Origin of the sequence: Pseudomonas sp. NPDC099000, from assembly GCF_044759925.1 — a bacterium.
Taxonomy (GTDB): Bacteria; Pseudomonadota; Gammaproteobacteria; order Pseudomonadales; family Pseudomonadaceae; genus Aquipseudomonas.
In genome coordinates this window covers 181,211-195,096 of sequence record NZ_JBIWAF010000004.1, presented here as the reverse complement: position 1 = coordinate 195,096, position 13,886 = coordinate 181,211, and the positions used below count along the sequence as shown (strand labels likewise).

The window sequence follows — 13,886 nt, the reverse complement described above, 5'->3', positions numbered from 1 at the left end:
GACAGATGACCAATGATCAACGTAGACCTGCAACAACTTATCCAGGCGCTGGACGCCGAAACCCGTCGTGATCTGGAAAGTTCTGCCGAGCGTTGCGTCGCCCGTGGCGGCAGCAAAATCCTCGTCGAAGACTTGCTGCTCGGCCTGCTGGAGCGTCCGCAAGGCCTGCTCGCACGCGCGCTGCAAGACGCCGAAGTGGATGCCGGCGAACTGAGCGCCGCGTTGCAATCGCGGGTCGAACACAGCGCCTCGCGCAACCCGGTGTTCGCCCCGGAACTGGTGCAGTGGCTGCAAGATGCGTTGCTGGTGGCCAACCTTGAACTGGGCCAGAGCCAGGTCGAGCAAGCCGCGTTGATCCTCGCGCTGCTGCGCAACCCGATGCGCTACGCCGGCAGCCGCTACCAGTCGTTGCTGGCCAAGCTGAACATCGAACGCCTGAAAGAATTCGCCCTGTCGCAAAAAGAGCAACCGGCCACCGGCAAACCGGCGGTACCGGGTGAATCGCTGCTGGAGCGCTTCACGCATAACCTGACGCAACAGGCCCGCGACGGCAAACTCGACCCGGTGCTGTGCCGCGATGGCGCGATCCGCCAGATGGTCGACATCCTCGCCCGTCGCCGCAAAAACAACCCGATCGTGGTCGGTGAGGCCGGCGTCGGTAAAACCGCCATCGTCGAAGGCCTGGCCTCGCGCATCGCCGCCGGTGAGGTGCCGCAAGTGCTGAAAGGCGTGGAGCTGCTGTCGCTGGACATGGGCTTGCTGCAAGCGGGCGCCAGCGTCAAAGGTGAATTCGAACGTCGCCTCAAAGGCGTGATCGACGAAGTCAAAGCCTCGCCGAAACCGATCATTCTGTTCATCGACGAAGCGCATACGCTGATCGGCGCGGGCGGCAATGCCGGCGGTTCCGACGCGGCCAACCTGCTCAAGCCAGCCCTGGCCCGAGGCGAGTTGCGCACCATCGCCGCCACCACGTGGGCGGAGTACAAAAAATACTTCGAAAAAGACCCGGCCCTGGCCCGTCGTTTCCAGCCGGTGCAACTGCACGAACCGACCGTCAGCGAAGCGGTGACCATCCTCCGTGGCTTGGCTCAGGTCTACGAGAAGAGCCACGGCATCTACCTGCGCGATGACGCGGTGGTTGCGGCGGCCGAACTGTCTGCGCGTTACCTCGCGGGCCGTCAGCTGCCGGACAAAGCCGTCGACGTGCTGGACACCGCCTGCGCCCGTGTGCGCATCAGCCTCGCCGCTGCTCCGGAAAGCCTGGAGCGCTTGCGTGGCGAACTGGCTGAAGGTGGACGTCAGCGTCAGGCCCTGCGCCGTGATGCCGAAGCCGGTTTGCTGATCGATCACGAAGCGCTGGACGCTTTGGAAGATCGTCTGGCTGCCGCTGAAGACGAGATGGTCGCGCTGGAAACCCTCTGGACCGAACAGAAAGAACTGGCCGAACGCCTGCTGGACCTGCGTCAGCAACTGGCCAAGGCCCGTGAAGTGGCTGCTGTCGAGCCAATCGTCACGGTTGAAGAAGATGCCGAAGGCACCGTGATCGAAACGCTGCCGGTGGACGAAGCGCACAGCGTCGAAACGTTGGAAACAGCACTCAACGAAACGCACAAAGCGCTGACCGAACTTCAGGTCAAAGAACGTCTGGTGAGCTTCGAAGTGTGCCCGCGTCTGGTCGCCGAAGTAATCAGCGCCTGGACAGGCGTGCCATTGGCGCAACTGGCCCGCGAGCACAACGCCAAGGTCGCGAGCTTCGCCACCGACCTGCGCACGCGCATTCGTGGTCAGGAACAAGCTGTTCACGCCCTGGACCGCTCGATGCGCGCCACCGCTGCCGGCCTGAACAAACCGGATGCGCCAGTGGGCGTGTTCCTGCTGGTCGGCCCGAGCGGCGTCGGCAAGACCGAAACCGCGCTGGCCCTGGCCGACTTGCTGTACGGCGGTGACCGTTTCATCACCACCATCAACATGTCCGAGTTCCAGGAGAAGCACACCGTGTCTCGCCTGATCGGTGCGCCACCGGGCTACGTCGGTTACGGCGAGGGTGGCATGCTCACTGAGGCCGTGCGCCAGAAACCGTACTCGGTCGTTCTGCTCGATGAGGTCGAGAAAGCCGACCCGGATGTGCTCAACCTGTTCTACCAAATCTTCGACAAAGGCGTGGCCAACGACGGCGAAGGGCGCGAGATCGACTTCCGCAACACGTTGATTCTGATGACCTCGAACCTGGGCAGTGATCGCATCAGCGAGCTCTGCGAAAACGGCGCACGGCCGACCGCCGAAGTGCTCGAAGAAACCATTCGCCCGGTCCTCAGCAAACACTTCAAACCGGCCCTGCTGGCGCGTATGCGCGTGGTGCCTTACTACCCGGTCGGCGGCCCGGTGCTGCGCGAGCTGATCGAAATCAAACTCGGTCGTCTGGGCGAGCGCCTGAACCGTCGTCAGTTGGATTTCACTTTCTCCCAGGATCTCGTCGATCACTTGGCCGAGCGTTGCACCCAAAGCGACAGCGGCGCGCGTTTGATCGATCATTTGCTCGACCTGCACGTGCTGCCGTTGGTAGCCGACCGCTTGCTCGACGCGATGGCCACCGGTGAAAGCCTCAAGCGTGTCCACGCGACGCTCGACGGCAACGCCAGCGTGACGTGCGAGTTCGCCTGAGGTGGGTGTGATGTTCACTCAAGTGCCGCAACCGCTGGTCTATGCCGAAGCCTTGCTGGCGCAATTCGCCAGCCTGTCGCGCGCGGCGGACGGTGCTGCGCTGCTGGGTGACTTCGTGCGTGGGTTGGCCGAGCTCAGTGGTTGCGAATTGACTCAGCTGTATTTGCTGGACGCAACTCACACGTGCCTGGGGATGAACGCCGAGTGCCTCAACGGCATCCTGCAACCCCGGGAAGCGGCGAGCCTGCCGGCGGATTACAACGGTGAACAACTGCTGCAATTCGCCTTGTGCCAGAACCGCGTGGTGAGCCTCAGTGAGTTGAGCGGCAGCCTGCACGAAACCAGTTTCCTGCCGCCGCAGGCCACGCCTTGGCAGTCGCTGCTGTGCGTGCCGCTGGTCAATCAGCAGAAGGCCGTCGAAGGCTTGCTGCTGTGCGCCAGTCGCCGGCACATCGACCTGCAAGGCTTCGCCGATTCCCTCGGGCAACTGGGTTCGTTCGTGCTGGGCCAACTGCATTTGCTCCAGCGTTTGCGTCAGCCCACCGGTGACGTACGTCCGATGAAGGTCAGTGTCCCAAGCGCCAGCGGTTACGGTCTGATCGGCAAGAGCAAGGCCATGCGCCAGACCTATTCGCTGATCAGCAAAGTCCTGCACAGCCCATACACCGTGCTGCTGCGCGGCGAAACCGGCACCGGCAAGGAAGTGGTCGCGCGGGCGATTCACGACTGCGGTCCGCGCCGTTCCCAGGCGTTCATCGTGCAGAACTGCGCGGCGTTCCCGGAGAACCTGCTGGAGAGCGAACTGTTCGGCTACCGCAAAGGCGCATTCACCGGCGCGGACCGCGACCGCGCCGGGCTGTTCGATGCGGCCAATGGCGGCACCTTGCTGCTCGATGAAATTGGCGACATGCCGTTGTCCCTGCAAGCCAAGCTGCTGCGCGTGTTGCAGGAAGGCGAGATTCGTCCGCTGGGGTCCAACGACACCCACAAGATCGACGTGCGCATCATCGCCGCGACCCACCGGGATTTGTCGGTGCTGGTCAGCGAAGGCAAATTCCGCGAGGACTTGTACTACCGCCTCGCGCAATTCCCGATCGAGCTACCGGCCCTGCGTCAACGCGAAGGCGACATCCTCGACCTGGCCCGGCATTTCGCCGACAAGGCGTGCTCGTTCTTGCAGCGCGATGCGGTGCGCTGGTCCGATGCGGCGCTGGATCACCTGTCCGGTTATGCGTTCCCCGGCAATGTGCGTGAACTCAAAGGCCTGGTCGAACGCGCGGTGCTGCTGTGCGAGGGCGGCGAGTTGCTGGCTGAGCATTTCTCCCTGCGCATGGAAGCCATGCCGGAAGACAACAGCCTGAACCTGCGCGAACGCCTGGAGCAGGTCGAACGCACTCTGCTGCTCGATTGCCTGCGCAAAAACGACGGCAACCAGACCCTCGCCGCCCGCGAACTCGGCCTGCCACGCCGCACGCTGCTGTATCGCCTCGGGCGCCTGAATATCAATTTGGGTGATTTCGATGGTTAACCCAAAAAAACTCCCCGAGATGAGCGGAATTCCTGTGGTGAGCGAAGTCTCTGTGGCGAGGGGATTTATCCCCGTTCGGCTGCGCAGCAGTTGCAATCCAGCCAACTCGGTCTGCCTGAATAAACGGGGTAGCCGGTTTTGGGGCCGCTTCGCGACCCAACGGGGTGGTGCGGCATTCCGACAAGTCCCCTCGCCACAGGGGATCACCATTTCCCCGGTGATTGGCTGCAGGCCCTGGAATAGAGCCTTCCAATCAACCTCATCCGCTTCTAACAGCGCCGCCCAACCGGGTCGGCGCTTTGTGCTTTGTCTACCCATGGAGACCCTCTGATGCCTGTTCGTCACTGGCAAGCCGTCCTGCTGACCCTCGTCGTTCTATGCGGCCTCGGCGGCTGTAGCGGCAATTACAAATACAACGACAACACCTATCGCCCATTGGGTGATCCGCAGGCGGTCAATCGCGGCAAGTGACCGCAAGGAGTATCACCATGGAACTGGTTTTCGAAATGCTGAACACCAAGCAGTTCGTGCCCACGGATTTGTGCCAGAAGACCTTCAAGCAGGCCGGTGGCGTGATTGGCCGGGGCGAGGACTGCGACTGGATCATTCCCGACCGCAAGCGTCACCTGTCCAACCACCACGCGTTGATCAGCTACCGCGAAGGCACGTTTTTCCTGACCGATACCAGCAGCAACGGTATCCAGGACAGTGAAAGCGGCGCGCGCCTGCGCAAGGGCGAAGCGATGCGCATCGAACACGGCAGCGTGTATGTGCTGGGTGATTTCGAGATCCGTGCGCGGCTGGTGCGCGACCCGGCGACCTTCGACGTGGAAGTCGGCCGTCCGCAAGCGGCGGGCAGCATCATTCCGGACGATGCGTTTCTCGATCTCGACCCGCTCAATGCCCTCGATCAGCAAGAGCGCGTGTACTCGGAAATCGACGAGCTGATCTCCCCGAGCACCACCATCGAGGACACCCGTCAGCGCGCCGACTATGCGCGCATCGATATGGAAAGCCTGATGGTGCCGGAGCTGATCAACGCCCCGGCCGAGCCAACACCCGCGCCACCGCCGAAAGCGGTCGAGCGTCAGAGCGAAGGTTTCTGGGAGCACTTCGGCGCGGCACTGGGCGTGGACCTCATAGGCCTCGACCACGACGCCCGCGAAGCGCTGGCGCTGAACGCTGCACGCCTGCTCAAGCAAAGCGTCGGCGGTTTGCAGCAGAGCCTGCGCACCCGCAGCGAACTGAAAAACGAACTGCGCCTGGCCCAGACCACGGTGCAAGGCACCCACAAGAACCCGCTGAAATTCGCCGTCGATGCCGGTGAAGCGCTGGGCATTTTGTTGCAGCCGAACAAACCGGGTCAGTTGCCGGCCGAGCAGGCGATCTCTCGCTCGTTCCGTGATTTGCAGGCGCACCAAGTGGCCTTGCTCACCGCCAGCCGCGCCGCCGTTCGCGGCACGCTGGAGCACTTCTCGCCAGAGCAATTGACCCTGCGTTTCGAGCGCGACAACAAGCCGATCATGGCCACGTCCGGCAGCCGCTGGAGAGCCTACGGCCGTTATCACCAGGCCCTGCGTCAGGACGATGACTGGAGCGAGCGTCTGTTGGCCCGCGACTTTGCCCAGGCCTACGAAGAACAGATCCGCCTGATTTCCACCCTTCACACCGACCACCAAGGATGATGCGCATGTCTCGCTGCTCGACCGCTTTTTTCAAGACGCTGACGGCGTTCGCGGCCCTGGTGCTGCTGGCTGGCTGCTCGTCGCTGTCGCCGTATTCCCACGTCACCAAACTCAACCTGAAGCTGACCGCCAGCGATCAGCTGAACCCGGACCTCAACGGTCGTCCGTCGCCGATCGTCGTGCGCCTGTTCGAGCTCAAGCACCCGGTGACCTTCGAGAACGCTGACTTCTTCAGCCTGTACGAGCGCGCCAAGGAATCCCTGGCCCCGGACCTGGTGGCCAGCGAAGAAATTGAACTGCGTCCAGGTGAAACCGTAGAGATGAAACTCAGCGTGGAGGAGGGCAGCCGCTACGTCGGCATCCTCGCCGCCTACCGCGACCTGCCGGAAACCAAATGGCGCTACACGGTGCAAGTCACCCCGGTGGAAGTCACCAACGCTGATCTGACCCTCGACCAGGCCGGTATTCGCAATAGCAACGAAACGCTCGCCAAGGCGGATGACTGAACATGAATTCCCATAAAGTCATTTGGCAGGAAGGCATGCTGCTGCGTCCGCAGCACTTCCAGCATAACGACCGCTATTACGATCACCAGATGAAGACCCGCACCCAGTTGCTGGGCAGCTACACCTGGGGCTTCCTGAACCTGGACATCGACTTGCAGTTCCTCAACATGGGCAAACTGGTGATCAGCCAGGCCTCGGGGATTCTGCCGGACGGCAGCCTGTTCGAACTCGGCGGCAACACCGAGCCGCTGGCGCTGGACGTGCCGCCGAACACCGGCAACACGCCGATCTACCTGGCGTTGCCGCTGGTCACCGGCAACCACATCGAGTCCCGCCGCCCGGAGCAATCCGACGTGCTGGCGCGCTACACCGCGTATGAAGCGGAAGTGGCCGACTCCAACGCCGGCGACGATTCCGCCAGCCAGGTCAGCTGCGGCCGCCCGGACTTCAAACTGTTGCTCGGCGAGCAACAGAGCGACCAGGCCTACGTGAAACTGAAGATCTGCGAAGTGCTCGACACCACGCCCGACGGCGTGATCAGCCTCGATCCGGACTTCGTGCCGACCTACATTCAGGCGCATGCCTCCAGCTACTTGCTGTCGTGCCTGAAAGAAGTGATCAGCATGCTCGGTCACCGGGGCGACACCATCGCCGAGCGCATCCGTTCCAACGGCAAGGTCGGTGGCGCGGAAGTCGGCGACTTCATGATGCTGCAACTGATCAACCGCACCGAACTGCTGCTGCGCCACTACCTCGGTCTGGAACAGGTTCACCCGGAAGAGTTGTACCGCACGCTGCTGACCATGCTCGGCGACTTGGCGACCTTCTCCAGCGACAGCAAACGCCCGCGTCTGGACAGCCGTTACCAGCACAGCGACCAGGGCGCGAGTTTCCGCAAACTGATGGAAGCGATTCGTCAGGTGCTGTCGATGGTGCTCGAACAGCACGCCATCGAACTGGTGCTGCAAGCGCGTCAGTACGGGATCATCGTCTCGCCGTTGCACGACCACAAACTGCTGGGCTCGGCGTCGTTCGTGCTCGCCGCCAGTGCCAACTGCGACTCCGAAGAACTGCGCCACCGCTTGCCGGCGCACCTCAAGGTCGGCCCGGTGGAGCGCATCCGCCAACTGGTCAACCTGCATCTGCCGGGCATCAAGGTCAAACCGTTACCGGTGGCCCCGCGGCAGATCGCGTTCCACTCCAACAAAACCTATTTCATTCTCGAACTCAGTTCCGAAGACCTGGCACAACTCGAGCGCTCCGGCGGCTTCGCGTTCCACGTGTCCGGCGAATTCGCCGAGCTTGAACTGAAATTCTGGGCCATCAGGAACTGACCGACATGATCAAGGACATGGAACACAACCAGGACGATAAAACCGTCCTGCTCGACCGCCAGGGCCACGGCCCGGCGCAGAGTCCGCTCACCGATTTCGCCGCACCGCCGCGTTTCGAACAGCTTGAAGAACGGATGATTTATGCCGCGCGCCTGCGCCCGGCCGAAGCGTTCAACATCAGCCTCAATTCGCTGGTGGCCGCCGCCTCCGACCTGTTGTCGGAAGTGGTGCGCCTCAAGCACAGCGACACTCGCGAAGACATGTACGCGCTCAACGAGCGACTGACTGCGGGGTTGAAACTGTTTGAAGTGCGCGCGCTGCACAACGGCGCCGAAAGCAGCCAGGTGATGGCCGCGCGTTACGTGCTCTGCACCGTGGTCGACGAAGCCGTCGTCACCACGCCGTGGGGCAACGAAAGCGAGTGGTCGCAAATGAGCCTGCTCAGCAGCTTCCACAACGAAACTTTCGGTGGCGAGAAGTTCTTCCAGCTGCTGGATCGCCTGTCGAAAAACCCGGTCAAGCACCTGCCGATGCTGGAGCTGATGTACCTGTGCCTGTCCCTCGGTTTCGAAGGCAAGTACCGCGTGCAAGCCCGCGGCATGCTCGAACTCGAAGGCATCCGCGACGCCTTGTATCGCCAGATTCGTCAGCTGCGCGGCGACGTGCCACGCGAACTGTCGCCGCACTGGGAAGGCTTGAACGATCAGCGCCGCAGCCTGGTGCGCATCGTCCCGGCGTGGATGGTGGTGCTGTTCACCGTGGTGTGCCTGGTAGTGATGTATTCGGGTTTCGCCTGGGTCTTGGGCGAGCAACGCGAAACCGTTCTGCAACCTTTCCAGCAGCTAGATCCGGCCGCGGTCCAGCCGCAGTCGCAGCCGTAAACAGGGACGTGTGATGAAAAAGTTTTTCAAGAAAGTCGGCGCATTCTTGCGCAAGACCTGGGTCTGGACCTTGCTGGTGGTGCTGTTTGTCGCGCTGCTGGTGTGGTTCGTCGGGCCGCTGCTGGCGGTGGATGACTACAAGTTCTGGGAAGGTTCGACCTCCCGCTTGCTGACCATCAGTGTGCTGTTCCTGATCTGGGGCCTGACCATGGTCTTCGTCAGCTGGCGCGCTGGCGTGCGCAAGAAAGCCGTCGAAGACACCGAAGACGGCCAGGACCGCATCCGCCGTGAAGAGCTGATCGACGAAGAGCAGAAAGAACTTCGCGTACGCTTCAAGGATGCGTTGAAAACCCTGAAGACCTCGAGCCTGTATCGCGGTCGCAGCGAACGTTGGCGCAGCGATTTGCCGTGGTACTTGCTGATCGGCCCGCAGGGCAGTGGCAAGACCAGCCTGCTGGACTTCTCGGGCCTTGAGTTTCCGATCAACAAGATCGACCGCAAGCTGACCCGCGACACCCTCGGCACCCGGCATTGCGACTGGTATTTCGCCGACCACGGTGTGCTGATCGACACCGCTGGCCGCTACCTGACCCAGCCGGATGCCGAAGTCGATGGCAGCGCCTGGAGCACCTTGCTCGACCTGCTGCGCAAGCGTCGCCGCAACCATCCGTTGAACGGCGTGCTGGTGACCATCCCGGTTGAACTGCTGCTGGGCAACACCGAGCAGGACCTCGACACGTTGGCTCGCCAGGTGCGTGCTCGCTTGCAGGATGTGCATCAGAAATTGCACGTCGATGTGCCGGTTTATCTGGTGCTGAGCAAGGCTGACAAGCTGCTCGGTTTCGACGAGTTCTTCGATCAACTGACCCGCGAAGAAAGCGATCAGGTGCTCGGCACCAGCTTCCGCAAAGAGCAGAGCGGCACCGACGTCGCCGTCCTGCGCGCCGAGTTCGAAGAGCTGCTGCGTCGCCTGAACAGCCAAGTGATCATGCGCATGCACCAGGAGCGCGACACCCAGCGCCGTGGCCGCATCCTCGACTTCCCGCATCAACTGGGGCAGATCGGCGAGCGCCTGTGCCTGTTCGTCGACATGGCGTTCACCGGTAACCGCTACCAGCGTGTCAGCCAGTTGCGTGGTTTCTACCTGACCAGCGCACCGCATTTGACCCAGGAAATGGACCAGACCACCGCCGGCATCGGCGCCAGTCTGGGCATGAGTGCCGGCATGCTGCCGACCTTGCGCAGTGGCCGTTCGCGGTTCATTCACCATTTGCTCAGCCGGGTGATTTTCCCCGAGGCTGATCTGGCCGGTCTGGACAAGCGCGAACGCAGCCGCATCCATTGGGGCCAACGTGCGCTTTACGTGGGCGCACTGGCTGCGTTGGCACTGTTCGGCATGCTGTGGGCGGGCGGATTCTCGGCCAACTACGAGCGTCTGGAAAACCTGCGCAACCTGGCCACCAACTGGACTCAACAGCGCTCAGCCCTGACCGCGCGTGATGATTCCATGGCGGTGCTCAAGACCCTCGACACCAGCTACGCGGCGACTCAAGTCTTCCCGAAAAAAGGTGACGTGTCGTACCACGAGCGTGGCGGCCTGTACCAAGGTGAAGAGGTCAACCCGGTGGTCAAGGACGCGTACGAGCGTGAGCTCGAAGCGCAATTGCTGCCGAAGGTCGCGACCCTGCTGGAAGGGCAGATCCGCGCCAACATGAAGGACCGCGAACGCCTGCTCAACAGCCTGCGTGCGTACCTGATGCTGAACATGAAAGATCGTCGCGATGCTGCGTGGCTCAAGGATTGGGTCGCCACTGACTGGTCTCAGCGTTACGCCGGCAACACGTCGGTACAGAACGGCTTGAACACGCACTTCGAGCGTTTGCTCAAGCAGCCGTTTATCTACCCGCTGAACGATCAACTGGTGGCCCAGGCGCGTCAGGTGTTGCGCAGCGAGTCGCTGGCCAACGTGGTTTACCGGATGCTGCGCGAGCAGGCCCGCAACCTCCCGGAGTACCGCTTGAGCCAACACATCGGCCCGCAGGCTTCGCTGTTTGTCGGCACCGATTACGTGATCCCGGGCTTCTACACCCAGCAGGGTTATCAGCAGTACTTCTCGGTTCAGGGCTCTGCGCTGGTTACCGACATCCTGCGTGACAACTGGGTGCTGGGCGAAGGCTCGGGCATCAGCGGCATGGACTTGCGTCGCCTGATGGTCGAACTGGAGCAACTGTACTTCCGCGACTACGCCAACTTCTGGAGTGAAGCGGTCGGCCAGGTTGCCCTGCCACCGATCAACGATGCGGGCGAGGGCGCCGAGCAACTGGCGGGCCTGACTTCCGCCAACTCCCCAGTGCTGCAACTGCTGGTGGAAGTGCGCGAGAACACCCGGTTCCCGGCAGAAGCCGAACCGGCTGATCAAGCGGCTGATGCCGCTGGCGCACTGGCGGATCAGAAAGGCAAGTTGGGCAAGCTGGGTAAACTGGCGTCTGCCGCAGCGGACCAGGCCTCGGAAATGGCGGCGATGAAAAACCTGCCGGACACCGCGAAGAAATCCCTGCAACGTCGCTTCGAACCGCTGCACCGTCTGCTGGATGACAACAACGGCCCGGCCGCTGATTTGACCCCGGCACTCGCAGCGCTCAACGACCTGCAACTGCAACTGGCGAGCCTGGCGCGTGCCAGTTCCCCGGATCAGGCCGCGTTCGAAATGGCCAAAACCCGCATGAGCGGCCAGCGTGATGCGCTGAGCAACTTGCGCAATGCCTCCAACCGTCTGCCGCGTCCGGTCAGCGTGTGGTTCAACGTGCTGGCCGAAGACACCTGGCGTCTGGTGCTGAACGATTCCTACCAGTACCTGAACCAGCGTTATCAGAGCGAGCTGTACAGCTTCTACGGCAAGGCGATCAACAAGCGTTACCCGTTCAGCGCCCACAGCACCAGCGACGTCGCGATCAGCGATTTCCGCGAGTTCTTCAAGGCGCAGGGCATCAACGATCGCTTCTTCGAGACCTACATGCGTCCATTCGTCAGTGGCGATCCAGGCAACTACCGCCTGCGCACCATCGACGGTCACAGCATGCCGATCTCCAAGGTCTACCTCGACCAGATGGCCGCGGCCCAAGTGATTCGCCAGAGCTTCTTCTCGGTCAACCCGGCCGAACCGCAAGTGCAGTTCAAGCTGGAGCCGTACACCCTCGACCCGGCCGTCAGCCGTTCCGAGTTCAAGTTTGGCGACAAGACCATCGAATACCGTCACGGCCCGATCGTGCCGGTGTCGTTCAAATGGCCGACTGACGCTGAAGACGGTCGCACCAGCCTGGTCCTCGACAAAATGGCCGGCCGCCCGATCGGTATCGAAAAGAACACCGGCCCATGGTCGCTGTTCCGTCTGTTCGACCTGATGCAGACCGAGTACCTGAGCGGTCGCGACGTGCTGGTGCTGAAAGCTGATGTGGGTGGCCTGCGCGCCAATTACCTGCTTAGCAGCCAGCGCACGCCGAACCCGTTCGACATGGGCGTGCTACGCACCTTCCGTATGCCGGTGCAGCTCTGATGCTGGTTGCCAGTCCCTGGCGCAGCGCTGCGCGTACCGATCCGGGCAAGGTTCGGGCGCGCAACGAAGATGCCTTCCTCGACTGTCCACAGCAGGGGCTGTGGGTGGTCGCGGACGGCATGGGCGGTCATCAGGGTGGCGACATCGCCAGCCAGTTGATCGTCGCCAGCCTGGCGGAATTGCCGGTGCAGGACGACTTCGACGAACGACTCAAAGGCATTCGCCAGTGCCTGCACTGGTTAAATCGCCGCTTGGGCCAGGAGTTGACCGTCACCGCCGGGCGCCATGACAGCATCATGGGCAGCACCGTCGTGGCGCTGCTGGTGGAAGGCAATCGCGCGGCCTGCATTTGGGCCGGTGACAGCCGTTGCTACCTGTGGCGCGGCCAGCGTTTGTATCAGCTGTCCAAGGACCATTCGCTGCAACAGCAACTGATCGACGAGCAAAACATGAGCGTCGAAGACGCCCGTGCGCATCCGTCGGCCCATGCCCTGACCCGTGCGGTCGGGGCCGCCGATGTGCTGACGCTGGACGTGCTCGAACTCGAGGTTTACCCCGGCGATACGTTTCTGTTGTGCAGCGACGGTTTGTACCAAGGGCTCAGCAGCGATGCCTTGGGCAACGCCCTGAGCCTGACCGCGCCGCACGTTGCGCTGGAGCGTCTGTTCGACGGCGCCCTGCGTGGCTCGGCCCGGGACAACCTGACCGCCGTGGTGATCCGACAATGACCCAACTCATGCCGCCGCTCGACGACCTGCTGGTGACCGACGAGGAAGCCAATAACCTGACTTACTTTGCGTTTGCCAAATCGCACAAGGCTGAGCCCGCACTGGCGCCAACCAAGGCCAGCATCGGCGAAATGCCCGACGTGCTCGCAGGCCGTTACCGCATCGAGCGCCTGCTCGGTGCCGGCGGCATGGGCGCGGTTTACCGCGCACGGGACTTGCTGAGCGAACAGTTCGGCGATCCCGACCCTTACATCGCGCTGAAAATCCTCAGCGAAGAATTTGCCGAATCGCCGGACGCCAGCGCCTTGCTCTACAGCGAGTTCGCCCTGACCCGACGCCTGCGCCACGACAACGTGCTGCGACCGCACACCTTTGAAGTGGACACCGACTGCCAGCGCGCCTTCATCACCATGGAACTCATGCGTGGGCTGACCCTGGATAAATTACTTTGCGAGCGCCCCTTGGGCCTGCCGTGGAAAGAACTGCGTGACATCGCGCTGCCGCTGCTCGACGCGCTGGCCTACGCCCACGCTCGCGGCGTGCTGCACGGTGACATGAAGCCGAGCAACGTGATGCTCAGCGAAGAAGGCGTGCGCCTGTTCGACTTCGGCCTCGGCCAGGCCGAAGAGGGCATCTTGCCCGGCCTGCCACACCTGAGCCGCGACCGCTTCAACGCCTGGACCCCGGGCTACGCCGCCGCGGAACTGCTCGAAGGCCAACCGCTGTCGGCCAGTGCCGATGTGTACGGCGTGGCCTGCGTGCTCTACGAACTGGCGGGCGGCAAACACCCGTTCCGCCGCTTGTCGTCGGTCGAGGCCCGCGACGCGCAGCTCGATCGCGAGCTGCACGCTCCACGGAATCTACCGAAACACTGCTGGCCAGCCCTGCGAACGGCGCTGGCTTTCGATGCGGCCAAGCGCACCATCACCGCCGCCCAATTGCGTGACGCCCTGGGCGCCACTTCGTCTTTGCTGCAACGCCTGCGACTGCGGGCGTAACGGATGACTACC

10 protein-coding genes are annotated in these 13,886 nt (G+C 62.7%); all 10 read left to right on the top strand.

Annotation, left to right across the window (positions count from 1 at the left end; all coding sequences use genetic code 11):
- The first annotated feature begins 12 nt into the window (after nucleotides 1-12).
- The 10 genes from tssH (at nucleotide 13) to ACIQV9_RS07730 (ending at nucleotide 13,874) form a co-directional block, all read left to right on the top strand.
- Entirely contained in the window at nucleotides 13-2,661 is a 2,649-nt protein-coding gene (tssH, locus tag ACIQV9_RS07775) for a type VI secretion system ATPase TssH (protein WP_403099861.1), read from the top strand.
- Between the two features lie 10 nt (nucleotides 2,662-2,671).
- Nucleotides 2,672-4,189, top strand: coding sequence for a sigma-54 interaction domain-containing protein (locus tag ACIQV9_RS07770; RefSeq protein WP_403099859.1), 1,518 nt, complete (start codon nucleotides 2,672-2,674; stop codon nucleotides 4,187-4,189).
- A 330-nt stretch (nucleotides 4,190-4,519) separates the two neighbouring features.
- Entirely contained in the window at nucleotides 4,520-4,660 is a 141-nt protein-coding gene (locus ACIQV9_RS07765) for a hypothetical protein (protein WP_007894589.1), read from the top strand.
- A gap of 17 nt (nucleotides 4,661-4,677) precedes the next feature.
- Nucleotides 4,678-5,874, top strand: a complete 1,197-nt coding sequence (gene tagH / locus ACIQV9_RS07760; protein ID WP_403099857.1) for a type VI secretion system-associated FHA domain protein TagH — start codon at nucleotides 4,678-4,680, stop codon at nucleotides 5,872-5,874.
- 5 nt (nucleotides 5,875-5,879) lie between these two features.
- Nucleotides 5,880-6,380 (top strand): type VI secretion system lipoprotein TssJ, encoded by a 501-nt coding sequence (gene tssJ / locus ACIQV9_RS07755; RefSeq protein ID WP_129439950.1) that lies wholly within the window; start codon nucleotides 5,880-5,882, stop codon nucleotides 6,378-6,380.
- Nucleotides 6,381-6,382: 2 nt separating this feature from the next.
- Nucleotides 6,383-7,714 carry a type VI secretion system baseplate subunit TssK gene (gene tssK / locus ACIQV9_RS07750; RefSeq protein WP_403099854.1) on the top strand — a complete coding sequence of 444 codons (1,332 nt, stop codon included), beginning with the start codon at nucleotides 6,383-6,385 and terminating at the stop codon, nucleotides 7,712-7,714.
- Between the two features lie 5 nt (nucleotides 7,715-7,719).
- Nucleotides 7,720-8,595 (top strand): type IVB secretion system protein IcmH/DotU, encoded by an 876-nt coding sequence (gene icmH, locus ACIQV9_RS07745; RefSeq protein ID WP_403099852.1) that lies wholly within the window; start codon nucleotides 7,720-7,722, stop codon nucleotides 8,593-8,595.
- Nucleotides 8,596-8,608: 13 nt separating this feature from the next.
- A complete protein-coding gene (tssM, locus tag ACIQV9_RS07740) occupies nucleotides 8,609-12,148 on the top strand; it encodes a type VI secretion system membrane subunit TssM (protein ID WP_403099850.1) in 3,540 nt (1,179 codons plus the stop codon).
- Nucleotides 12,148-12,876 carry a PP2C family serine/threonine-protein phosphatase gene (locus ACIQV9_RS07735; RefSeq protein ID WP_010465258.1) on the top strand — a complete coding sequence of 243 codons (729 nt, stop codon included), beginning with the start codon at nucleotides 12,148-12,150 and terminating at the stop codon, nucleotides 12,874-12,876. The genes tssM and ACIQV9_RS07735 overlap by 1 nt, the downstream gene beginning before the upstream one ends.
- On the top strand, nucleotides 12,873-13,874 hold the full coding sequence (locus ACIQV9_RS07730) for a serine/threonine-protein kinase (protein ID WP_403099848.1): 1,002 nt from the start codon (nucleotides 12,873-12,875) through the stop codon (nucleotides 13,872-13,874). The genes ACIQV9_RS07735 and ACIQV9_RS07730 overlap by 4 nt, the downstream gene beginning before the upstream one ends.
- The last annotated feature ends 12 nt before the right edge of the window (nucleotides 13,875-13,886 follow it).

Bases quoted from the DNA above. Each gene is read 5' to 3' on its own strand.
- tssH (WP_403099861.1), top strand. From the start codon at position 13: ATGATCAACGTAGACCTGCAACAACTTATCCAGGCGCTGGACGCCGAA.
- ACIQV9_RS07770 (WP_403099859.1), top strand. From the start codon at position 2,672: ATGTTCACTCAAGTGCCGCAACCGCTGGTCTATGCCGAAGCCTTGCTG.
- ACIQV9_RS07765 (WP_007894589.1), top strand. From the start codon at position 4,520: ATGCCTGTTCGTCACTGGCAAGCCGTCCTGCTGACCCTCGTCGTTCTA.
- tagH (WP_403099857.1), top strand. From the start codon at position 4,678: ATGGAACTGGTTTTCGAAATGCTGAACACCAAGCAGTTCGTGCCCACG.
- tssJ (WP_129439950.1), top strand. From the start codon at position 5,880: ATGTCTCGCTGCTCGACCGCTTTTTTCAAGACGCTGACGGCGTTCGCG.
- tssK (WP_403099854.1), top strand. From the start codon at position 6,383: ATGAATTCCCATAAAGTCATTTGGCAGGAAGGCATGCTGCTGCGTCCG.
- icmH (WP_403099852.1), top strand. From the start codon at position 7,720: ATGATCAAGGACATGGAACACAACCAGGACGATAAAACCGTCCTGCTC.
- tssM (WP_403099850.1), top strand. From the start codon at position 8,609: ATGAAAAAGTTTTTCAAGAAAGTCGGCGCATTCTTGCGCAAGACCTGG.
- ACIQV9_RS07735 (WP_010465258.1), top strand. From the start codon at position 12,148: ATGCTGGTTGCCAGTCCCTGGCGCAGCGCTGCGCGTACCGATCCGGGC.
- ACIQV9_RS07730 (WP_403099848.1), top strand. From the start codon at position 12,873: ATGACCCAACTCATGCCGCCGCTCGACGACCTGCTGGTGACCGACGAG.